General features: G+C 72.9%; 14 protein-coding genes. All 14 read right to left on the bottom strand.

The window, feature by feature from the left end:
• Positions 1-219: 219 nt before the first annotated feature.
• Entirely contained in the window at positions 220-1,413 is a 1,194-nt protein-coding gene (gene tuf, locus ACIWQI_RS14320) for an elongation factor Tu (protein WP_396658405.1), read from the bottom strand.
• A gap of 121 nt (positions 1,414-1,534) precedes the next feature.
• Positions 1,535-3,649 (bottom strand): elongation factor G, encoded by a 2,115-nt coding sequence (fusA, locus tag ACIWQI_RS14325; protein ID WP_396658406.1) that lies wholly within the window; start codon positions 3,647-3,649, stop codon positions 1,535-1,537.
• Between the two features lie 33 nt (positions 3,650-3,682).
• The gene (gene rpsG, locus ACIWQI_RS14330) at positions 3,683-4,153 is read right to left on the bottom strand and encodes a 30S ribosomal protein S7 (protein WP_396453248.1); all 471 of its coding nucleotides are present in this window, start codon (positions 4,151-4,153) and stop codon (positions 3,683-3,685) included.
• Positions 4,154-4,158: 5 nt separating this feature from the next.
• A complete protein-coding gene (gene rpsL, locus ACIWQI_RS14335; RefSeq protein WP_396453250.1) occupies positions 4,159-4,527 on the bottom strand; it encodes a 30S ribosomal protein S12 in 369 nt (122 codons plus the stop codon).
• Positions 4,528-4,797: 270 nt separating this feature from the next.
• Complete coding sequence (locus ACIWQI_RS14340) at positions 4,798-5,193, bottom strand: hypothetical protein (RefSeq protein WP_396453251.1); 396 nt, start codon at positions 5,191-5,193, stop codon at positions 4,798-4,800.
• Positions 5,190-6,626 (bottom strand): DUF5684 domain-containing protein, encoded by a 1,437-nt coding sequence (locus ACIWQI_RS14345; RefSeq protein WP_396658408.1) that lies wholly within the window; start codon positions 6,624-6,626, stop codon positions 5,190-5,192. The genes ACIWQI_RS14340 and ACIWQI_RS14345 overlap by 4 nt, the downstream gene beginning before the upstream one ends.
• Entirely contained in the window at positions 6,623-9,130 is a 2,508-nt protein-coding gene (locus tag ACIWQI_RS14350; protein WP_396658409.1) for a transglutaminase domain-containing protein, read from the bottom strand. The genes ACIWQI_RS14345 and ACIWQI_RS14350 overlap by 4 nt, the downstream gene beginning before the upstream one ends.
• Positions 9,127-10,488, bottom strand: coding sequence for a DUF58 domain-containing protein (locus ACIWQI_RS14355; RefSeq protein ID WP_396658410.1), 1,362 nt, complete (start codon positions 10,486-10,488; stop codon positions 9,127-9,129). The genes ACIWQI_RS14350 and ACIWQI_RS14355 overlap by 4 nt, the downstream gene beginning before the upstream one ends.
• 10 nt (positions 10,489-10,498) lie before the next feature.
• Positions 10,499-11,464, bottom strand: coding sequence for an AAA family ATPase (locus tag ACIWQI_RS14360; RefSeq protein WP_396658412.1), 966 nt, complete (start codon positions 11,462-11,464; stop codon positions 10,499-10,501).
• Positions 11,465-11,472: 8 nt separating this feature from the next.
• Positions 11,473-17,436 carry an Ig-like domain-containing protein gene (locus tag ACIWQI_RS14365; RefSeq protein ID WP_396658413.1) on the bottom strand — a complete coding sequence of 1,988 codons (5,964 nt, stop codon included), beginning with the start codon at positions 17,434-17,436 and terminating at the stop codon, positions 11,473-11,475.
• A complete protein-coding gene (locus ACIWQI_RS14370) occupies positions 17,437-18,564 on the bottom strand; it encodes a serine/threonine-protein kinase (RefSeq protein WP_396658415.1) in 1,128 nt (375 codons plus the stop codon).
• 288 nt (positions 18,565-18,852) lie between these two features.
• Positions 18,853-19,518: a spermidine/putrescine ABC transporter substrate-binding protein gene (locus ACIWQI_RS14375; protein ID WP_396658417.1), complete on the bottom strand. Its 666-nt coding sequence runs from the start codon at positions 19,516-19,518 to the stop codon at positions 18,853-18,855.
• A gap of 50 nt (positions 19,519-19,568) precedes the next feature.
• Positions 19,569-20,066: a hypothetical protein gene (locus ACIWQI_RS14380; protein ID WP_396658419.1), complete on the bottom strand. Its 498-nt coding sequence runs from the start codon at positions 20,064-20,066 to the stop codon at positions 19,569-19,571.
• A 69-nt stretch (positions 20,067-20,135) separates the two neighbouring features.
• Complete coding sequence (locus ACIWQI_RS14385; RefSeq protein ID WP_396658421.1) at positions 20,136-21,131, bottom strand: ABC transporter; 996 nt, start codon at positions 21,129-21,131, stop codon at positions 20,136-20,138.
• Between the last annotated feature and the right edge of the window lie 258 nt (positions 21,132-21,389).

Genomic DNA, 21,389 nt, shown 5'->3' on the forward strand with positions numbered 1-21,389 from the left:
GGGCCCGAAGGCCCGACCCCTTGCGTCCGGTCGCTGCTCGCGGCAGCGACTGGTGGGGTTTCGATGCGCCGGGGCGGCGTGCCGACCTGGCGAGGTTTCGATGCGCCGCCGGAGGCGGCGTAGCGACCTCGTGAGGTTTCGATGCGCCGCCGGAGGCGGCTTACTCAACCTGAGTCGCAGGGGTGTCAACGCCGCTGCGCGGCATTGACACCCCTCGACTCACTTCAGGATCTTGGTGACGGTGCCGGCACCGACGGTGCGGCCGCCCTCGCGGATCGCGAAGCCGAGGCCCTCCTCCATCGCGATGGGCTGGATGAGGTCCACCTTCATGTCCGTGGTGTCGCCGGGCATGACCATCTCGGTGCCCTCGGGCAGCGTGATGACGCCGGTGACGTCCGTGGTGCGGAAGTAGAACTGCGGACGGTAGTTCGTGTAGAAGGGGTTGTGGCGGCCACCCTCCTCCTTGGAGAGGATGTACGCGGTGCCCTCGAACTCGGTGTGCGGCGTGACCGAACCCGGCTTGACGACAACCTGGCCGCGCTCGACCTCGTCGCGCTTGGTGCCGCGCAGGAGCAGACCGCAGTTCTCGCCGGCCCAGGCCTCGTCGAGCTGCTTGTGGAACATCTCGATGCCGGTGACGATCGTCTTCTGCGTCGGGCGCAGACCCACGATCTCGACCTCCGAGTTGATCGCGAGCGTGCCGCGCTCGGCGCGACCGGTCACGACCGTGCCACGGCCGGTGATGGTGAAGACGTCCTCGATGGGCATCAGGAACGGCTTGTCCTTGTCACGCACCGGGTCCGGGATCCACTCGTCCACGGCCTCCATGAGCTCGAGGATCGAGTTGACCCACTTCTCGTCGCCCTCGAGGGCCTTCAGGCCCGAGACGCGCACGACGGGAGCGTTGTCGCCGTCGAAGCCCTGGCTCGAGAGCAGCTCGCGCAGCTCGAGCTCGTTGAGCTCCAGCAGCTCCTCGTCCTCGACCATGTCGGCCTTGTTCAGGGCGACGAGCAGAGTCGGCACGCCGACCTGCTTGGCCAGCAGCACGTGCTCGCGCGTCTGCGCCATGATGCCGTCGGTCGCGGCGACCACGAGGATCGCGCCGTCCATCTGAGCGGCGCCGGTGATCATGTTCTTGATGTAGTCGGCGTGACCGGGGGCGTCGACGTGGGCGTAGTGACGCTTCGGGGTCTCGTACTCGACGTGCGAGATGTTGATCGTGATGCCGCGCTGACGCTCCTCGGGAGCCGAGTCGATCGACGCGAAGTCGCGCTGGACGTTGGTCGCCGACGGGTACTTGTCGGCGAGCACCTTCGAGATCGCCGCGGTGAGCGTCGTCTTGCCGTGGTCGACGTGCCCGATCGTTCCGATGTTCACGTGCGGCTTGGTCCGCTCGAACTTGGCCTTGGCCACTGGGTCCTCCTCAGGACTGTCGTGTAGAAGCTCCGGGCACTGGTTTGCGACCGACGCTCTACGGGGTTGTTCTCAGGTTACTAGAGAGGGTTGTTGGGTTTCTGGTCGGGCGACCAGGCGATCACTCGCCCTTGCCCTTCTGGACGATCTCGTCCGAGACCGCCTTGGGAACCTCGGCGTAGGAGTCGAACTCCATCGAGTACACGGCCCGGCCCGAGGTCTTCGAGCGCAGGTCGCCGATGTAGCCGAACATCTCCGAGAGCGGGACGAGCGCACGCACGACCTTCACGCCCTGGGCGTCCTCCATCGACTGGATCTGCCCGCGACGCGAGTTCAGGTCGCCGATGACGTCGCCCATGTACTCCTCGGGAGTGCGCACCTCGACCGCCATGAGCGGCTCGAGCAGCACCGGGCTCGCCTTGCGGGCGGCCTCCTTGAAGCCCATGGAACCCGCGATCTTGAACGCCATCTCCGAGGAGTCGACGTCGTGCGACTGGCCGTCCAGCAGCGTCGCCTTCACGCCCACCATCGGGTAGCCGGCCAGCACGCCCACGTTCATGGCGTCCTGGAAGCCCGCGTCCACCGAGGGGATGTACTCACGCGGAACGCGGCCACCGGTGACCTTGTTCTCGAACTCGTACGACTTATCCGCGGTGACCTCGAGCGGCTCGATGGCGAACTGGATCTTCGCGAACTGGCCGGATCCGCCGGTCTGCTTCTTGTGCGTGTAGTCGTGGCGCTCGACGGCCTTGCGGATCGTCTCGCGGTACGCCACCTGCGGCTTGCCGACGTTGGCCTCGACCTTGAACTCCCGCTTCATGCGGTCGACCAGGATGTCCAGGTGCAGCTCGCCCATGCCCTTGATGACCGTCTGGCCGGTCTCGGCGTTCTGCTCCACGCGGAACGTCGGGTCCTCCTCGGCGAGCTTCTGGATCGCGAGACCCAGCTTCTCCTGGTCGGCCTTGGTCTTGGGCTCGATGGCCACCTCGAGCACGGGCTCGGGGAAGGTCATCGACTCGAGCACCACCGGGTTGGCGGCGTCCGACAGCGTGTCGCCGGTCGTGGTGTCCTTCAGGCCGATCACCGCGTAGATGTGGCCGGCGGTCACCGCGTCGACGGGGTTCTCCTTGTTGGCGTGCATCTGGAAGATCTTCCCGATGCGCTCCTTCTTGCCCTTGGTCGAGTTGACGACCTGGGCGCCGGAGTCCACGCCGCCGGAGTACACGCGGATGTAGGTGAGACGGCCGAAGAACGGGTGCACGGCGATCTTGAACGCGAGCGCCGCGAACGGCTCGTCCTTGTCGGCGTGCCGCTCGATGACGACCTCTTCGTCCTTGGGGTCGTGCGCCTCGATGGCGGGCACGTCCAGGGGCGAGGGGAGGTAGTCCACGACCGCGTCGAGCATCGGCTGCACACCGCGGTTCTTGAAGGCCGAGCCGCAGAGCACCGGGTAGAGCTCGCCGGCGATGGTCAGCTTGCGGATGGCGCCCTTGATCTCGGCGACCGTGAGCTCCTCGCCGCCGAAGTACTTCTCCAGCAGGTGCTCGTCGGTCTCGGCGACCGTCTCCAGCAGCTGGGTGCGGTACTGCGCCGCCTTGTCGGCGAGCTCAGCGGGGATCTCCTGGATCTCGTACTTGGCGCCCATGGTCACATCGCCCTTGGCGTCGCCGGGCCAGACCAGCGCGCGCATCTCGACCAGGTCGACGACGCCCACGAAGTCGCTCTCGGCACCGATGGGCAGCTGCAGCACGAGCGGCTTGGCCTTGAGCCGGTTCACGATCGTGTCGACGGTGAAGTAGAAGTCGGCGCCCAGCTTGTCCATCTTGTTGACGAAGCAGATGCGCGGCACGTCGTACTTGTCGGCCTGACGCCACACGGTCTCGGACTGGGGCTCCACGCCCTCCTTGCCGTCGAACACCGCGACCGCGCCGTCGAGCACGCGCAGCGAGCGCTCCACCTCGACGGTGAAGTCGACGTGGCCGGGCGTGTCGATGATGTTGATCTGGGTGCCGTTCCAGAAGCAGGTCACCGCGGCCGAGGTGATCGTGATGCCGCGCTCCTGCTCCTGCGCCATCCAGTCGGTGGTCGCGGCGCCGTCGTGCGTCTCGCCGAGCTTGTGGTTGACACCCGTGTAGAACAGGATGCGCTCGGTCGTCGTCGTCTTGCCGGCATCGATGTGCGCCATGATGCCGATGTTGCGGACCTTCTTGAGGTCGGTGAGCACTTCTTGTGCCACGGGGTGTGTTCCTTACTCCTGGGGTGCCAGGTGTTACCAGCGGTAGTGCGCGAAGGCGCGGTTGGACTCGGCCATCTTGTGCGTGTCCTCGCGGCGCTTGACCGCGGCGCCGAGGCCGTTCGAGGCATCCAGGATCTCGTTCTGCAGACGCTCGGTCATCGTCTTCTCACGACGGCCCTTGGCGTAGCTGACGAGCCAGCGCAGCGCGAGCGTGTTGGCGCGGTGCGGCTTGACCTCGACGGGCACCTGGTAGGTCGAGCCGCCGACGCGGCGGCTGCGGACCTCGAGGGTGGGGCGCACGTTGTCGAGCGCCTTCTTGAGGGTGGCGACGGCGTCCTGTCCGTTCTTCGCCTCGACGCCGCGCAGGGCGCCGTAGACGATCGACTCGGCCAGCGACTTCTTGCCGTCGACGAGGATCTTGTTGACCAGCTGGGTGACGACGGGGGCGCCGTACACCGGGTCGTTGACGACGGGGCGCTTCGGGGCGGGTCCCTTGCGAGGCATCTTTCTCAGCCCTTCTTCGCGCCGTAGCGGCTGCGAGCCTGCTTGCGGTTCTTGACGGCCTGGGTGTCCAGGGCGCCGCGGACGATCTTGTAGCGCACGCCCGGCAGGTCCTTCACACGGCCTCCGCGGACGAGGACGAGCGAGTGCTCCTGGAGGTTGTGGCCCTCACCGGGGATGTAGGCCGTGACCTCGGTGCCGTTGCGAAGCTTCACACGGGCGACCTTGCGCATCGCCGAGTTCGGCTTCTTCGGGGTGGTGGTGTACACGCGGGTGCAGACGCCCGCCTGCTGGGGGTTCGCCTTCAGCGCGGGCGCCTTGGTCTTGTTGACCTTCGGCGTCCGGCCCTTGCGCACCAGCTGCTGAATGGTTGGCACGAATGTTCTCCCTGTTGTGCTGCACGGTGACAGCGATCGTGATTTCACGTAGATCCACCGGCACGCCAGAATGAACGGACGCTTTTCGTGGTGGATATGCCGTGGGGGTGGCCTGTTCGCAGGCCGTTTCCCTGAGATGCGGCGCCCCCGCCCTGCGACGTGCCGGGGCACAGCGCATGGCGCGCGTGAGCGCACACCCGATCAATCATACCTGCCCGCGGGGGCGCTCGGCAAACGCAGGGCGAGCCTCAGGCCGACGGATGCCGCCGCTCAGCCGGGCACGACGAGCAGCACGAGCAGCAGCGTCCCGGCCGCTGCCGCCACCAGCGCCGCGCCGGCCGTGACGATCGCCGTCCGCCGCCGTGCGATGCGACGGCGGGTGCGGTCCTGAGCGGCGCCGTCGAAGGCCGGCTGGGGCCCGCGCGGCGCGACCGCGGCGCGCTCCGCCCGGACCGGCTCGGCGGCCCGCGGCGGGCCGGCGGGTCGCAGAGCCTGCGGATCCGGACTGTGCGCGGCACGTGCCGCCGCGGCGTCGTCCTGCCGGATCCGGTGCGCCGGCCTCCGCGGCGGCAGACGCACCGTGTCGTCGACGTCACCCGCCCGCCGCGCCGACAGCCGCGTCTGGTCGGTCGCGTCGGCGTCGTCCGCAGACCTGGGATCGGTCACCCGGCGCCCCGGCCGTCGCCCGCCACCAGTCGCAGCTCCGCGTCGCCGAGGAGGAAGCGCTCGGTGGCCGGTGCGGACGTTCCCGGCTCCAGCTCGACCTCCACGCCGTCCTCACGCACGAGGATCACGCCGTTGGTGGAATCGAGATCGACGATCGTCCACCCGGCGCCCGTGCGCTCGAGCCGGGCGTGGGTCTTCGACACGGTGCGCGTGTCGTCGGAGACGGGCACGAGCTGCGCGCCGGGCCGGGTCAGGTCGGCGCTCGGGCGCCGGCCGATGATGACCACATCCGCCGTGACCGCCACGGGGGCCCCGAGCGGGAGCACGAGCGACCAGGACGGCCGGTGGCGGCTCGAGATCACGGTCTCGTCGAAGACCTCCTCGTCGGGGATCTGCGGACGACGGTCCTGCGCCGACACCGATGCGCGCGCCGATCGCGGGCCGCCGAGGATCGGCACGTCGGCGACGGCCGAGACCTCGGCGGAGGCGTCGAGGTCTTCGGCGGCGACGCCGCGGGCCGCCTCGGCGGCGGCGCGGGCCGAGACCGGCAGGTTCGGCAGCGGGATCGGCGGTGCCCACGGGTCGGCGGCCTCCGCCGTCGCCGGGCGCGCGGGAACCGCCGGCACGTCCTGCACGGGCGCCGCAGGACCCGCCGCCGCGGCGGGCGCCGCCGGCGGCGCGGAGGCGGGGGCGAAGGGGCTCACCGGCGGCGGCACCGCGCCGGGCTCCGGCGCGAACGCCCGGCGCGGCGCCGCGGGTGCCGGCTCACCGGGCGTCGCCGGGCTCGCCGAGGGGAAGGTCTGCGTGAACGGCGCCTGCGAACGACCCAGCCGGATGCCGCCGCCGTCACTGCCGGAGTCGGCCCACGCGTCGGCATCGACGGCGCGGGCGGGCGGCGCGTCGGCCACGGGAGGGGCCGCCGCCGGGGCGGGCGGGCGCGGAGGGACGACGTATGCCGCCGGAGCGGCGGGCGCTGCCGGCGTCGCCGCGATCGCGGGCGCGGAGGCAGGCGGCGGGGGTGGCGGCGGCGTTCCCGCCCGCATCACCGGCGCAGGAGCGGCACCGCCGACGCGGCGCATCCCGCGGCCGAGCCAGCGTGCCGACCCCCAGCCCAGGATGGTCGACCACACCGGCGTCACGAGGGCGGCCAGCACCGTCATGCCCGCCCCGACGCCGAAGCCTCGGTTGATGCGATGATAGGCGACGATGAGCGCCACCCACAGCGCGGGCGGGACGAGGATCAGCAGCGCGAACCAGCCGGACAGCCCCGCCAACTGCAGCACGACGACGATGTTGTAGACCGGGATCCAGGCCTTGTAGCCCTCCTCGCCCGCCTTCGCGAAGACGGCGGCGAGGCTCGCCGCAGTCCAGACGTAGAGCACGAGGACGAGCAGCAGCGAGATCACGGCGCCCAGGACGGCTGCATCGTTCATGTGGCCTGCGCGTCACCGCGCGGGTGCCCGCGGCGACGCATCCTCCTCTCGGTCGAGCGCGTCGTTCCCGCGCGCTTCACGCCCGCTCGCGGCGCGGGCGAACGGGTGAACGACTTCAACGATACGGCCGCGGCCAGGCGGCGCCACACCGGCTGCGCGGCGGCGAGACCGGCGCGTTCGGCATCGACGATGCGCCAGAACTCGGCGGCCTCGGCGTCTGCGGGCACGAGGTCCGAGAACACGGCCCGGTCGGCGCCGGCCGCGAGCGTCGCGACGCCCGGGCGGCCGTGCGCCGCCGCCAGCTCGGTGCGGGTGCGCGCCCCCGGCCCGGTCAGGCCGTGGTCGACGGCGGTGTCGACGTACTCCTCCCAGCCGCCGGCGATACGGGCCACGGCATCCGGGTCCTGGCGGCGCGCGCGCCGCCGCCACGCCTTCGCGCCGATGACCGTGAGGAACGGCCCGAGCACGACCGTCAGGGCGAGCACCGCCGCACCGGCGATCCGCAGGCCCGCCCACAGCGCGGACAGATCGGCACGAGGCGCCTCGGCCTCGTCGTCGTCGGCGCTCTCCTGCCGCACGGGGTCGGGGGGGACGACCTCCTGGACGGTCTCCGGCCGCACCTCCGTCGGGTTCTCGGGGTCGCGCCGGCGCAGCAGCTCCGATGCGAGAGGCTCGCTGTGCTGCGGGGTCACGTCCGCTGCCACCCACTCACCGGACGTCGCCTGCACCTCCACCCACGCGGCGAGATCGCCCGCGCGGCACGCGCCCTCGTCGCAGGCGGGCAGCCCCGCCGCGGCCTCCAGCCGAAGCCCGAGCACGACACGCGCGGGGAAGCCGAGCTCGCGGGCGATGAGCGCCGCCGCGACGGCGAACTGCTCGTCGTCGCCGACGGCGGCCACCAGCGACCCCCCGGAGTCGGCGACCTGTGCCTGCCGGGCCAGCAGCCGGCTGAACATCTCCTCGATCCGCGCGAGCGAGTGCCCGGACGCGCTCGGCTCGAAGACGTAGCCGGCGAGCGCGTCGGCCCACGCCGGCGGATCGTCGGCGGACATCGAGAGCGCGTGGCTCAGGTAGCCGCGCGACCGCAGCCGGGAGAGCAGCTCGGCCAGGCCCGCTCCGTCCGTCCCGGCGTCCTGTGCGGCGATCCAGCGCACGAGGCTGTCGGGAGCGGGCACGGATGCCTCGGGAACTCCCGGCGCGCTGATCGCCGCGAGTGCCGGCGCAGGCGGGACGACCGCCGTGACGACATACGTGTCTCCGGGGCGGAGCCCGCCCCGGGCCGTCTCGACGGCGGCACCGCTCGCGGCGCTGTAGTAGAAGCCGTCCTCGAGCTGCGCGGCCGAGGCGCCGGTGAACCCGACCTGGGCGAGACGGCCGAACGTCGGCAGCCAGATGCCCTCGAGCCGGTCGATGTCGATGCGCAGCACGGAGCGCTCGCCCGCGCCGGCATCCAGCGCTCCCGGGACGCGCACGAAGCGTGCGTCGCTCACGCCCGCCGCGGGGTCGAGCACCCGGAACAGCTCGCCGTCGTAGGCGGTCATCACGGCGAGGCGGATGCGATCCGGCACCGGACCCTCCTCCACCGAGACCCGGAAGAGCACCTCGTCGTGGCGATCGTCGGCGAACGCCGCGCGATAGCCCGCCAGCGGCACCTGGGCACGCGCGATCTCGACCTGCGGACCGATGCCGGAGCGCAGCACCTCGCGGCCGCGGTCGGCCCCCAGCGCCGGGGCGGCGACGGCCCCCGCCCCCACCGCGACCGCCACCATTCCCGCCGCCAGCAGGGTCCGGCGCAGCTCGGATGCCGTGCGGCGCCGCGTCACCCGCACCCCCTGTGCGTCCGCGGTCCGGCGCAGCGCCTGGCGCCGCTCGTGACCGGTCAGCCAGGCGAGCCAGCCGAGGGACAGGATGAGGCTCAGCGCCCCCACGATCAGCTCGCGCGGGGCCGCCACCTCGACGGAACCGAGCGCGAGGGGCGCGCTGGCGGCCGGCTGCCCGAACAGCAGTCCGAACCAGACCATCGCGAGCGCCGCGAGTGCGCCGAAGACCGCGGCGCGCGCGTCGCGCCACGACAGCAGCAGCGCCGCGAGCGTACCCACCAGGAACACGAGCAGCGCCGGGACGAGGAGGTTGCGGTAGCCGCCCACGGGCAGTTCGACGGTCACGAGATCCTTGAAACCGGTGACGGCGCCGGCGAGCACGTCCCGCAGGGCGGCGGGCACCTGCACGAGGTCGCCGCGGCGTGCCGGGACCGCGAGAACGACGCCGGCGACCAGGAACGCCGCGGCGGCGGTCAGGGCGGTGATCCAGCCCGGCCAGCGCCACCGGGTCGCGGCGGCGGCGACGGCGAGCGCGAGTATCGCTGCGGCCGCCGTGACGAGCACGAAGTCGCCGCTGCGGTAGATCGGCCACGCGGCGAGGCCGGCGAGCGCCGCCATCGCAAGCACGTAGAGCGCGCCGATGACGCGGGGCGCCCGCGGCATCCGCTCCGGTCCCATGCTCATGTCTGCGCCCCCCGCAGCAGGAGGCCCCCGAGGTCGTCGAGCAGGCCCACCGTCAGCACGGTGAGGCTGCCGAGCGGACGCAGCCGAGGGTGGGCGCGCTCGTCGCAGAGCACGGCGATCACGGCCGTGTCTTCGGGGAAGGCGAGCGCCGCCTGCCGCAGCCGCGACAGCGTCACCCGCGAGCCGCACACCACGAAGGCCACCGACAGGGCCTGCGACGACTCGACGGTGAGCCGGCACACCTCCTCGAGGGGCATCGTGTGCTCGAGCGCGTCGATGCCGGCGCATCCGTCGAGCAGCGCCCGCGGGGACGCGGCCGACAGTGTCCGGATCGCCCGCAGCCGGCCCCGCACGACCCGCGGGATCTCCGCACCGGTGACGACCTCGAGGTCGCGACCGTCGCGGATGCCCTGCACGCCGAGCGAGGCGGCGCAGCCGACGGCCACCTCGAACTCGTCGGCATCGGCGTAGTCGGCCTCCGCGAGGCTCAGCACGATCGCCATCCGCGACCGCCGGGTCTCTTCGAACTGGCGCACCATGAGGCGCCCGGTCTTGGCGGTGGACTTCCAGTGGATCTGGCGCCGCGCATCCCCCGGCTGGTACTCGCGGATCGCATGGAACGACATGTCGGCGTCGACCAGGCGCCGACTCGGCCTGCCTTCCAGGTCGCGCACCAGCCCGGCGCTCGTCGACGGCACGGCGACGGTGCGCGGGTGCACGTACAGGCGACGCACGTCGTCCCACGCGTGCTCCCTGCGCAGCAGGCCCACGGGGTCGGTGCGCACCGCTGTGGGCGGACCGACCGGGATGATGCCGCGGCGCGGCGTCGGGATCGTCACCGGCTGCGCCGTCGAGGCGCCGCCGCGCAGCAGCGGCACGCCGAACTCGACGAGCCCGTCTCCCACCGGCAGGTCGATGCGGCCGGGCAGCACAGTGCGCCCGCCGCGGTTGCGGATCTCGATCCGACCGGTCACCTCCCCGCCGGCGACGACGCGCTCGTGGTCGAGGCGCACGACGACGTCGTAGGCACGCGCGCCGAACAGGAACGGCAGGCTCATGACCAGGAGCACGAGGGATGCCGCGCCCGCCAGCATCCACTCGATCCAGCCGAACACCCAGCCGACGCCCATCCCGACGGTCGCCGCGCCCAGGGCCGGCCATCCGGCCGGGGTCACCGTCTCGACGAGCCGCTCGGCCGCGGTCGCCACACCCTCGCGCACGCGGCGCCCGGTCGTCATGACCCCCACGACAGCCGACACCAATGCGCCGCGGCGCACCGCCGTGACGCGGGTGTGCGCCGTCGCACCGGTGTCGGCGACGGTGTGCGTCACGGGGCTCGGGGTGCCGGTGGTGGTCATCGCGGATCCGTCACAGGGCGTCGCGCTGGGTGGGCGGGGGGACATCGAGCAGCACCTGTCCGACCACGGCCTCGGCCGTGACGCCGTCGAACTCCGCCTCGGGGTGCAGGATCAGGCGGTGGGCGAGCACCGGGACGGCGAGCGCCTTGACATCGTCGGGTGTCGCATAGGTGCGGCCCTGCGACACCGCGCGGGTGCGGGTGGCGCGGGTGAGGGCGAGTGCGCCCCGGATGCTGACGCCCAGCCGCACCTGGTCGGCCGTGCGCGTGGCGTCCACGATCCGGGCGATGTAATCCAGCACGAGGGCGTTGACGTATGCGTCGCGGGCGAGGTCGGCCATGCCGATGAGCGCCTGCGGGGCCACGATCGGCGTCAGCTCGCCGGTGGCCACGGCGGCGCCGTCGAGGATGCGCAGTGTCGCCGCGTGGTCGGGGTAGCCCAGCGACGTCTTCAGGAGGAAGCGGTCCAGCTGCGCCTCGGGGAGGCGATAGGTCCCGGCCTGCTCGACCGGGTTCTGGGTGGCGATCACCAGGAACGGCACGCCCACGGGCCTGGTCACCGAGTCAATGGTGACCTTGCCCTCCTCCATCACCTCCAGCAGCGCGGACTGCGTCTTCGGGCTCGCGCGGTTGATCTCGTCGGCGAGCACGATGTTGGCGAACACCGGGCCGGCATGGAACTCGAACGAACCGGTCTTCTGGTCGTACACGGTGATGCCGGTGATGTCGCCGGGAAGCAGGTCGGGCGTGAACTGGATGCGGGTGTTGGTGCCCTGCACGGACTGCGCCAGGGCGCGGGCCAGCGACGTCTTGCCGGTGCCCGGGACGTCCTCCAGCAGGACGTGGCCTTCGCTGATCATCGCCGTGAGCACGAGCTCGATGACGTGGCGCTTGCCCAGCACCGCCTTCTCGACGTTGTCGGCGAGCTGCGTGAAGGTGTCGGCGAACCAGGCGGCCTGCTCCTGCGTGACGGTCATCGGTGTCCTCAATCCTGTTCCGGGGGGAGGTTCGGCTCGCACGTGGCGGAGAAGGTCTGCGCGGCGTCGCTGAGCCCCCAGCTCATCGCGCTCCAGCTGACGGTGACCCCGATGCCGGAGACGCTCACCGCGCCGACCGGAACGAGCCACGAGTCCTCGTGGGCGAGCACGGCGCCGGCGGCATCGCGGTACACGAGCCCGCTGCGGTCGAACGCGACAGCCGCCTTCGCGCCGCCCGGGCTGCTCGTCGAATCCCACATCAGCTGCAGCTGCGACCCGCCGACGCACGAGGCGGCACGCCAGGTCGCGCGCACCTGATACGGGGCGCTGCCGGCGCGGGCGGTCACCGGCGCGTCGGCGGTGCGAGTGCCCCAGCGCTCGTGCTGGTAGAGCACGCGGATGCCGGGGTCGCGGCCGAAGACGCTCGTCATCGGGGTGGCGCCGGGCTGGATGCCGGTGAACACGGCGATGTTGCGGCGCGGGGGCGTCTCGGTCGAGGTCGGCAGGTCGCGGATGATCCACGACGCGGAGAGCCGGTCGTCACCCATCAGCGGCTTCGCGTCGACGACGAAGGTGTACCCGCGCGGCGCGTCGGGACTCTGCACGGCCCGCACCGCCGCCGTCGCGACCGAGCGACCGTACATCTCACCGCGATACCACGACTCGACGCACAGGTCGAACGCGTACTCCTCGCCGTCGGGGAGGCCGTCGAAGGTCGCCGTGTGGCCGCTGTCGGCGACGACGCAGCGCGATCCGGACCGGGCGAATCCGTAGCGCAGCTGCGAGCCGTCGCCGCCCAGCTGGGCACTGCCGGTCGCCGATACGGTCGCGGTGCCGTCGCCGACCGAGACGGCGCTCAGCTGCAGTGCGGGATCGCGTGGGGCGCCGATCCCGTTCGCGTGCACGACGACGGCACTACCGGAGGTCGCGCCGTCGAACCCGGGCGGCTTGTCGAAGCGCGAGAACGGGGTCACGGTGATCGGGCTGACCGTGTTCGACCCGACGACGTAGCGGGGCACCGTCACCTCGGTGTCCGAGCGCCGCACCCGCACGGTCTGAGTCTCGCCGGCGGGACTCGTGATCTCGAGGCGCCCGACCGCGGAGGTGTCGATGCCGGTCACCCGCAGCGAGACGATCCTCCCCTCACCGCCGGTGACGACCGGCTCGGCCGTGACGGCGCCAGGTGCCGGCGGCGGATCGTACCCCCATGCGACGGTGCGCACCGAGCCGCGCGACTCACCCACGCCGTTGACCGCCCACGCCTCGTAGTCGCGGGCCTCGCCGTTGGGCGCGGCGATGGGCGGGCAGGCGCCGTCGGGCGCGCAGGTGGCCACCACCGCACCGCGGTGGCGGACGGTGAACCCGGTGAGAGCGGGGTAGGCGCTGCGGGCCTCGCCCGGGTCGACGCGCAGGGTCACCAGCCCGTCGTCATAGGCGGCCTGGGCCAGCGCCGCCGGTGCCTTCGGGTAGCCCTGCAGGTCGAGCAGGAGCGACCCGTCCCGCGCCGCGCTCGTGTGCCGCCCCTGCGCGTCGCGCAGCGTGAACGCGGCGGTGCACGTCGCGCCCGCCGCATCCGCCGTCCAGGATGCGACCACCGTCGTGGCCGATCCTCGCTCGAAGATGACCCCCGCGCACGAGCCGGTGCCGCGCACGTCGGTGAGCTCCAGCGGCGTACGCGGCAGGGGGTTGACCTCCCCGGACGCGCCGACGACCCTGATCGTGCACGATGAGCCCTGCGCCTGCGAGCACTGCTGGGCAACCGTCCCACCGCGGGGCAGCTCGCTCGGGGCGGCGCCCACGCGCAGGATCAGGCGTGCGGGGGCCACGCCGGGGTGACTGGTGACCGATACCAGGGCGACGTCCTCGGTGCCGGGCACGGCGGCATCCCTCCCTGTGATCTGCACGATCCCGTCCGCGCCCACGGCGAGGTCGAACGAGGAGCCGGTGTGCTCGAGCGCGTAGGCGATGTTCTGCCAGTCCGTCTTCCACTGCCACGAGGTCATGCCGCTCTTCAGGTCGAACCGTGCGGTCTCGCCCGGCCCGACCGTGACCGATGCCGGGTGCAGCTCGGGCTGCGGATCCACCGCGGTGATGCGCACCGGCACCGACAGGTGGGTCCACGCCTCCTGCCCCGCCACCCGCACGGGGACGATGCACGCATCGGCCCACGGTGCGCCCTCCGCGGCGTCGTAGCGCACGACGGTGGCGGCGACGCGCGTGCACGCGGCGCCCGGGCGTGCGCCGGAGGGCGCGACCTCCTCCCCCACTTCCAGCGTCGCGCCGGCGGGCACGGCGACCAGCTCACGCATATCGAACTCGACCGACTCGCGCTCGGTGACCTCCTGCCCGCGCACTCCGGCCCGCAGCGCGAGCGTGTAGTCGTCTTCGCCGGGGATGCGCAGGAAGCCGTAGGTGACGACCTCGGCGCCCGACGACGCCGCGCCGGTCAGCGCGAACGGGATCACGCGCGAGTGCTCGGGCAGCGCTCCGCGCAGGCGGCGCCCGTCCACGACGACGCCGCCCGGATCGCCCCACAGCGAGAGCGTGAGGTCGGCAACGTCGCCGCCGGACCAGGTCACCGAGCCGCTGACGACGTCCACTCCGGAGCGGAACCGGTCGCGCGTCTCGGCGGTGAGCACCGTGTCGACCACGACCGGGTAGTCGGGCACCGCGTCGCGCACGACCTTCACGACGATCATGCCCCGCGCGGTGTTGCCCGAATCACTGGTCACGTCGTAGAGGAATGACATGGTGCCGGGGTTCAGGCCCGCGTTGACGGTGACCGTGGTGGCCCCGACGTCGGCGATGAGGTTGCGCTGGCGTGCGTAGTCGGGGCTGTCGGTCCCGTCCGCGAGGGTCTGCGGGAGGTCGGGGCGCACGTCCGTCAGGGTGAGCCGGCCGCCCGTGGGGTCGACGTCGTTGGCGAGCGGGCTGATGCGGATCGCGCTGCCCACCCCCGCCTGCACCTGCACGTAGTCGGTGAAGGTCACCGGGCTCGGGTTCGCCTCGGCGTCCAGCACGCCCACGCGCACCACCCCGGTGCCGGACCCGCCCGCCCCGTCCACGACGCTGTAGGTGAAGGAGCGCTGCCCGCTGTCGCCCGGAGCACTCGTGTAGACGATCGACGCGCCGTCGGCGGACAGGGTCGCCGACCCGGCCTCCGGCTGGGTGAGGATGCGCTCCAGCGCCACCTGGTCGCCGTCGGGGTCGACGCCGAACTGGTCGAACGGGATCGTGGTGCTCTGTCCGCTGAGCACACGCCCTTCGAGGATCGCCGGCTGCGGGTCGCGGTTCGACTCGCCGTCGATGACGGTCACGCGCACGGTCGCCGTGTCGGCCAGTGTCGGGGAGCCGGTGCTGAAGATCGCATAGTCGATGCGGTGGTCGCCCGGTTCGGCCGGCGCCAGGTAGCGCAGCACACCGCCGGACGCGAACGCCAGCGCGTCCGGCGTCGACGAGGCCACCGCGGAGGGGTCGAGCGTGAGCGGACCGCCGGAGGGGGCGACATCGTTGTCGAGGACGGGGATGTCCAGCTGTGCTCCGGCGCGCACGACCACCGAGTCGTCCACCGCGATCGGCGCGAGCTCGGGGGGCGGAGGCAGCAGGTACACGGTCGCCTCACCGGCGACCCGCGCTCCGAGATCCTCCGTGCCGTCGCTGACGAGATAGCGGACGGTGCCCAGCCGCCCGGGCGAGCCGTCCGCGGTGGTGCCGGTGATCCGCAGATAGCGCTGGCCGACGACATCCACCGTCATCGATGCGCCCTGCGCCGCATGCGGCTCCACGTCGCTGAGCAGCAGCACGCGGCGGGTGGGGTTGCTCACGGCGCCGAAGACGTCCAGCGTCGCGTCCTCGCTGGGACGCACGAAGGCGATGACGGGCGCCGTCGCCAGCTGGGCGGGGGCGTCGGCGGGCAGGATGGTGATGCGCGCGAGGGCGGTCGCCGGCTCGCCGCCGGCGGCCACGGTGTAGCTGACCTGGTACGTGCCCGCCTGCTTCGCGGCGAAGTCGAAGGTGGTGCCGCCCGCGGCGGCAACGACCTGGGCCGGGGCGTCGTCGAGCACGCGCACGGCGGTGAGGGCGAGGCTTCCCGCCGTGCCGGTGACGTGCGGGGCGACGTCGACGGTGATGCTCCCGGATTCCAGCGACTCGGTCACCGCGAACGACTCGGCCGCCAGTGCCGGGCTCGGATCGACGCGGACCAGCAGCTCCTTGGTGGTGGTCGCGCCGCGCGCGTCCGAGACGGTGACATCGAGGCCGATGACCTGGGCCTCGGCGGCGGAGGGATCGGGATGCTGGTAGACGACCTCGCCGGCGGGCGTCGAGGCGACCGCCCCGACGCCGCTGCCGTTCTCGACCGAGAGCAGCAGCAGCGGGTCGCCCTCGGGGTCGACCCAGCCGTTCAGGACCGGCAGCGACACGGTGCCGCCGGGCTCCACCTGCGGCTCGGGCCAGGTCGCAAGGCAGCCGTCCACCCCGCAGAACTGCGGCGCGGAGTTGCCCTCCCCGGCGACGGTGATGGTGACCGTCGCGGGCTCCGAGCGCAGGCCGTCGCCGCTCGTGCCGTCGGTGACGCGATACGAGAAGGTCGCCGACCCGGTCGCGGCGGCATCCACGCGCACCGCCAGGCGCTGACCGCTGTCGGTGATCGTGACCGTCCCGAAGCCCGGATCGAGCCCCTCGACCGATGCGGCGTCGATGGTGAGCACGTCGGTGTTGGGATCGTGGTCGTTCAGCAGCACCGGCAGCGACACGAGGCCGCCCGCGCGCACGCCGAACGCGTCGGGCTCGGCCACCGGCGGCCTCGGGTCGAGGACGAACGCGGCCTGCTCGTCGGTGGGAGCCGACTGCTCGTCGGTGCGGTCGTCGAGCGACCAGTCCTGACTGGACGGCACGAGGGCGCCGTCCGGGGCCGTCCACACCCAGCCCGAGCGCGTCTCGTTGAGGATCATCGCCGCATCGGTCGCGGCGAACACCGGACGGCGCTCGTCGCCCAGGCTCTGCCCTGCGAAGTCGAGGGCGACCTCGCCCGCCTCCGACCGCCACAGCACGCCGCCGTCGGCGCGCAGCCACGCCGCGTAGGTCTGGCCGCCGAAGTGCGTCGGCCGCGCGGGCGTGCCGAAGTCGCGCGCCTGGCCGCCCACCACGCGCGTCGGGGCCGCCCCGTCGGCGCCCAGGCGCACGAGCCCGGCCTCGTCGGCGAGGTACAGGGCGTCGGCGTGCGCGGACGCCCTGGCGATCGCGACCGCGCCGGTCAGCTCGACCGCCACCGGCTCCTCGAGGTCTCGGATCCACACGAGACCCTCGGAGGGATCGACCAGGTACCACGTGTCGCCGGCCGACACGACGTCGACTTCTGCGTCGACGGAGCCGGCCACCGGATCGGAGCCGAGCACGCGGGCCGCCGCGATGTCGTAGCGCAGCACGGCGCGGTCGGCCGGCGAGTAGCTGTACAGGACGCCCTCGTCGTCGAGTCCGATCGCCGTCGACGTGTACTGCGGGCCGTCGGCGGAGGCGGACGGGTCGACCTGGGTGACCTCGCCTCCGGCCAGGGTGCCGGTGAACACGGCGCCGGAGTCGGTGCGGTACGCGACGTAGTCGCCGGCGATCGTCGCCTCGACCGTCCCCGAGGGCGTCGTCGGCGAGTCCTTCAGCGTCGTCGCGTCCAGATCGACCGGCTGTGCGGCGTCGATGCGGGTCACCCGGCCGTAGCTCTCGGAGAACAGATAGCTGCCTGAGGCGGACTCGACGACGGCCGTGGGGCTGCTGACGCTGCGCACCGTGTCCAGCTCGCCGACCGCGGTGTTCACGCGCGCGTAGCGGCTGCCCGGGCCGGTCTGCAGCGCCCAGACGGAGGTGTCCAGGGGCGGGGTCTGCTTCGCGTCCAGCCCCGGCCACACGACGCTCACCGTGGTCACCAGGACCGCCGCGGCCACGCCCGACAGTCCCGCGATGAGCGTGCGGCGGCGCATTCAGAGCCCTCCGAGCGCGACGGCCAGCGCAACCGCGGCCGCGGCGACCGCGATGCCCGCAGCGGCCCCGGCGATCCACGGCCAGAGTCGTCGCGGGGGCGCCACCGCGGCGATCGTGGCGTCTTCGTCGCGCGCCAGCTGGGCGAGCGTGGCGGACGGCGCAGGCTTGCGGGCCGACTCCTGCGGCACCGCCGACCGCACGGGGCCGCGCAGCGAGGCATCCTCGAAATCGACCTCGCCCGCCGGGGCCCACTCCGCGACCGCCACCTCCACCGGCGTGACCGGCAGCTGCAGCTCCGCCTGGACCTGGCGGAGCGCCTCGGCGACGTCGAGGGCGCGCGGGTAGCGGTCTGCGGGGCTTCTGCTCATCGCGCGGGCCAGGACCCGGTCGAGGCTCTCGGGCACATCGGTGCGGGTCATCCGCGGGTACCTCGCCCTGAGGATGCGACGGCGAAGATGCTCGCGGGTGTTCTGCCCCTTCTCGAGGCGCTCGAACGGGCTGTGCCCTGCCAGCAGCGAGTACACCGTCGCGCCCAGCCCCCAGACCTCGCTCGCGACGGTGCCCGTCGTCTGCTCTGCGACCACCTCGGGCGCGCTCCAGGGGACGGACATGGCCAGCACCTCACCGGCGGTGTGCCGTGCCAGCGACGATGAGATCCCGAAGTCGGCGAGCACGGGCACCCCGAAGCTCGTGACCAGGATGTTGCTCGGCTTGACGTCGCGGTGCACCAGGCCCGCCCGGTGGGCCGCCTCGAGCGCGCTCGCCATCTTCACGCCGATGGTCAGCGCCTCGTCGACGGGGATCCGCTCGATGCGATAGCGCTCGGCGAGGGAGCCGGGGCAGTACTCCATCACGATGTACGGGCGGCCGTCGGCGGAGATCCCCGCCTGGTACACGGTCACGATCGACGGATGCGCGGACAGGTGAGCGAGCACGTCGGCCTCGGCGTTGAACATGCGCAGCAGCTCGGGGTCATGCACGTCGCTGGGCAGCACCTTGACCGCGACGCTGCGGCGCGGCATGTCCTGCTCGTAGAGGAAGACGTCGGCGAACCCGCCGGACCCCAGCGGGCGGACGTACGTCAGGCCCGGCAGCACGGGGGGCGCCGACAGCGTGCGCTTGGCCACGGACCCTCCCGAGTTCTCGCGCGCGCAGCACGCCCCTCGCGCGACGCGCGGAACCTGTGCGGCGAGGAGCCTTCGACATGCTAACAAGCCGCCCCTGGCGATCAGCGGGGGCTGTGGATAGCGCGGGCGCGCGTGCTGTGGAGGGCGAGAAAGCGTGCAGAACTGCGTGGATGTGCAGGATGACGGATGCCGCGGGCCGCTGCGGCACGCAATCGTGCACATCTCCGCGATCGTGCACGCGCGGGGCGCGGGCGGCGCGTGGGTGGAGCGCGGGCGGGCGGCGGGTGCTCAGAACACCGTGCCCGGTGGCGGCTCGGTGGGGCCGAACGGCGCGTCCAGCGACTCGGAGAGCTCGCGCAGCAGCGCCTCGACCTGCGGCTCGACGTACTCGGCCAGCGCCGCCTGGATCCGCAGGCGATGGTGGAGCAGGATGGCGCACACCTCGCGACCCACCATGTTCGCGTAGTCGTCGGCCAGCCCGACCTCCTGGCGCAGGGCCGCCTTCGCCTCGGCGCTGAGAGGCGGGAGCGCCGGCACGTCGGCGTCGGCCTCGTCCGCCATCCCCGACAGCGTGAACAGGAACGGCTGGCCGGGGATCGGGTCGGGGTCGAGCGGCAGGCCCTCGAACTCGGGCTCCAGGCCCTCGGCCGGCCGGTAGCTGCGGGCGCGGTTGCGGGTCGCCTGCTGGTCGAGCTCGGACTGCAGCAGGGGGAGATTGCGCGCCGTGTACTCGGCGACTGCGTGGTCGACGATCGTCTTGATGCGGGTGGACAGCCCGTGCTGGACTCCGTGCGGAACGTCCGATCCGAGCCCGGCCGCCGACAGCACGGGAGAGCCGAAGCAGCGCCGGCAGGGCGCCACCCGACCGCGATGGGTGGCCGGCTCCCAGCGCGGCAGCCAGCGCAGCCAGGCGTCGACGGCCTGGCTCACCTGCGTCTCCAGCGAGCGCTCCACGTCCTCCACGTTAACCCCGCACCCCGCGAGAATGCGCCTTCTGCGCCGATTCAGGTGGGGCGGCGCTCCCAAGGCCAGCGCGGCCGGCCGCCCCTCGTGCGGCGCACCGCGATCGCGCACCACGCGCAGACCGCCGCCGCAATGGCCACGATCAGCCCCCAGGTGCCCAGCGCCAGCCGCACCACGACGCCGCCGGCCACCGCGGCATCCACTCCCCCGATCACCGCCGACAGCCAGACTCCGGCGAGGTAGGCCAGGTACGCGGCGATCGCGACCCACAGGGCAGTGAGGAAGGAGGGATGCCTCGCGCCGAGCGCCGGAAGCAGCACCGCCGTGAGGGCGGCCGCGGCCGCTGCCACGCCGATCACGCCGGGCAGCGGTCCGAGCCCCGGAGCGGCGATCACCTCCGACTCGGTGAGCAGGCTCGCGATGCCGAACGCCGCGACCACGAGCGCGACGAAGCCGATCAGCGCGAAGGCGAGCACGACGAGCGGCGGGGCGCCCCCGCCCGGAGCCTGGTCCTGCGTGCCCGTGTCCGCCGTCTCCATCACCCGTTCGCCCGGCCGGCACGTCGGCCGGCCCTGAGGTCAGCCTACGCGCCGCGGCGGGCGGGCTGGTCAGCCCTGCGCGGACGGGACGATGGTGGGTCCGGCCTCGATCGTGCGCTCGTACTCGCGCTGCGCCTCGTAGTTCAGCTCGCTGACGCGCTTGCCGCGTGCGGCGGCCCACGCACCGAACCAGATCGTGAGCTCGCGTCCGAAGATGAACGCGGCGAACGCGAGGGGCACCCACAGCTGGCCGGCGACCAGCTCCTCCCCTTGCGAGGCTGTGAGCGTCCAGAACGGCGCCTGGAACAGCTGCCCGAGGATGTGGCCGCCGTAGGCGGCGAGACCCACGAGCAGCCCGAAGACCACCCACATGCCCCAGCGCCCGCGGTTGATGATCGCGCCCAGGAGCCAGAACGCCAGGAAGAACACCACGACGGGCACCCACAGTGCCCAGGTGCCGAGGGCACCGACCAGCCACGAGGCGATGTCGGATGCCGCGACCGACCCCGCCACCAGGTTCACCACGAGCGCGGTCGCCAGGTACAGCACCGCGAAGCAGAGTGCGGCGATCAGTCCGATGGCGCCGGTGGCCGCGCGGTTGCCGCGCGGGCGCGGGGGCTCGGGGGCCTGCACGAAGATCGGCTGGGGCTGCTGCGCGAAGGTGCCGGCGGTCGCCGCGGGCGCGATCACGGTCGGGGCGAGCACCTCGGTCTGCTCCACGACGGGAGCGGCGGCCGGCTCGGCGACGGGCTCGGCGACGACGGTGGCCGGCTCGGCCACGGGCACCGCGGCGGGCTCGACGATCTCGGTCGCGGCGTCGTCGTCCATCGGCACGTCGTCGCGCTCGTACCAGGGCGTGTCGTCGGCGACGGGGGCGTCGGCAGCCACAGCCTCGGGCGCCGCATCCGGCTCGACGACCGCCTCTTCGGAGACGACCTCGGGCTCGGCGACCGCGTCGCGGCGGGCGGCCTCGGCATCCGCGAGCCCCTCGTTCGCCTGACCGACGACGTCGTCGACGGCGGCGGGCTCCTCCACCGGCTCGCCGGGGGCCTGGGGGTCACTCATGGGCGCACTCCTCACAAGGGTCGCGGTCACACAGCTCACGGGATGCTTCCCGCAGGGCGAGAGTACCGCCGCGCCCGCACCGCCGCCCGCAGGCGTGCCGACGTGTCGAGACGCCGAAGGCCCCCTGGGCTTGGTCCGGGGGCCTTCGGGCGGAGGGATGCCGGCGCATCCGACCATCAGGTGGATGCCGGCGCATCCGACCATCAGGTGGATGCCGGCGCATCCGACCGTCAGGTGGATGCCGGCGCATCCGACCGT

The sequence above is a fragment of the Microbacterium sp. genome, from assembly GCF_044508325.1.
GTDB lineage: Bacteria > Actinomycetota > Actinomycetes > Actinomycetales > Microbacteriaceae > Microbacterium.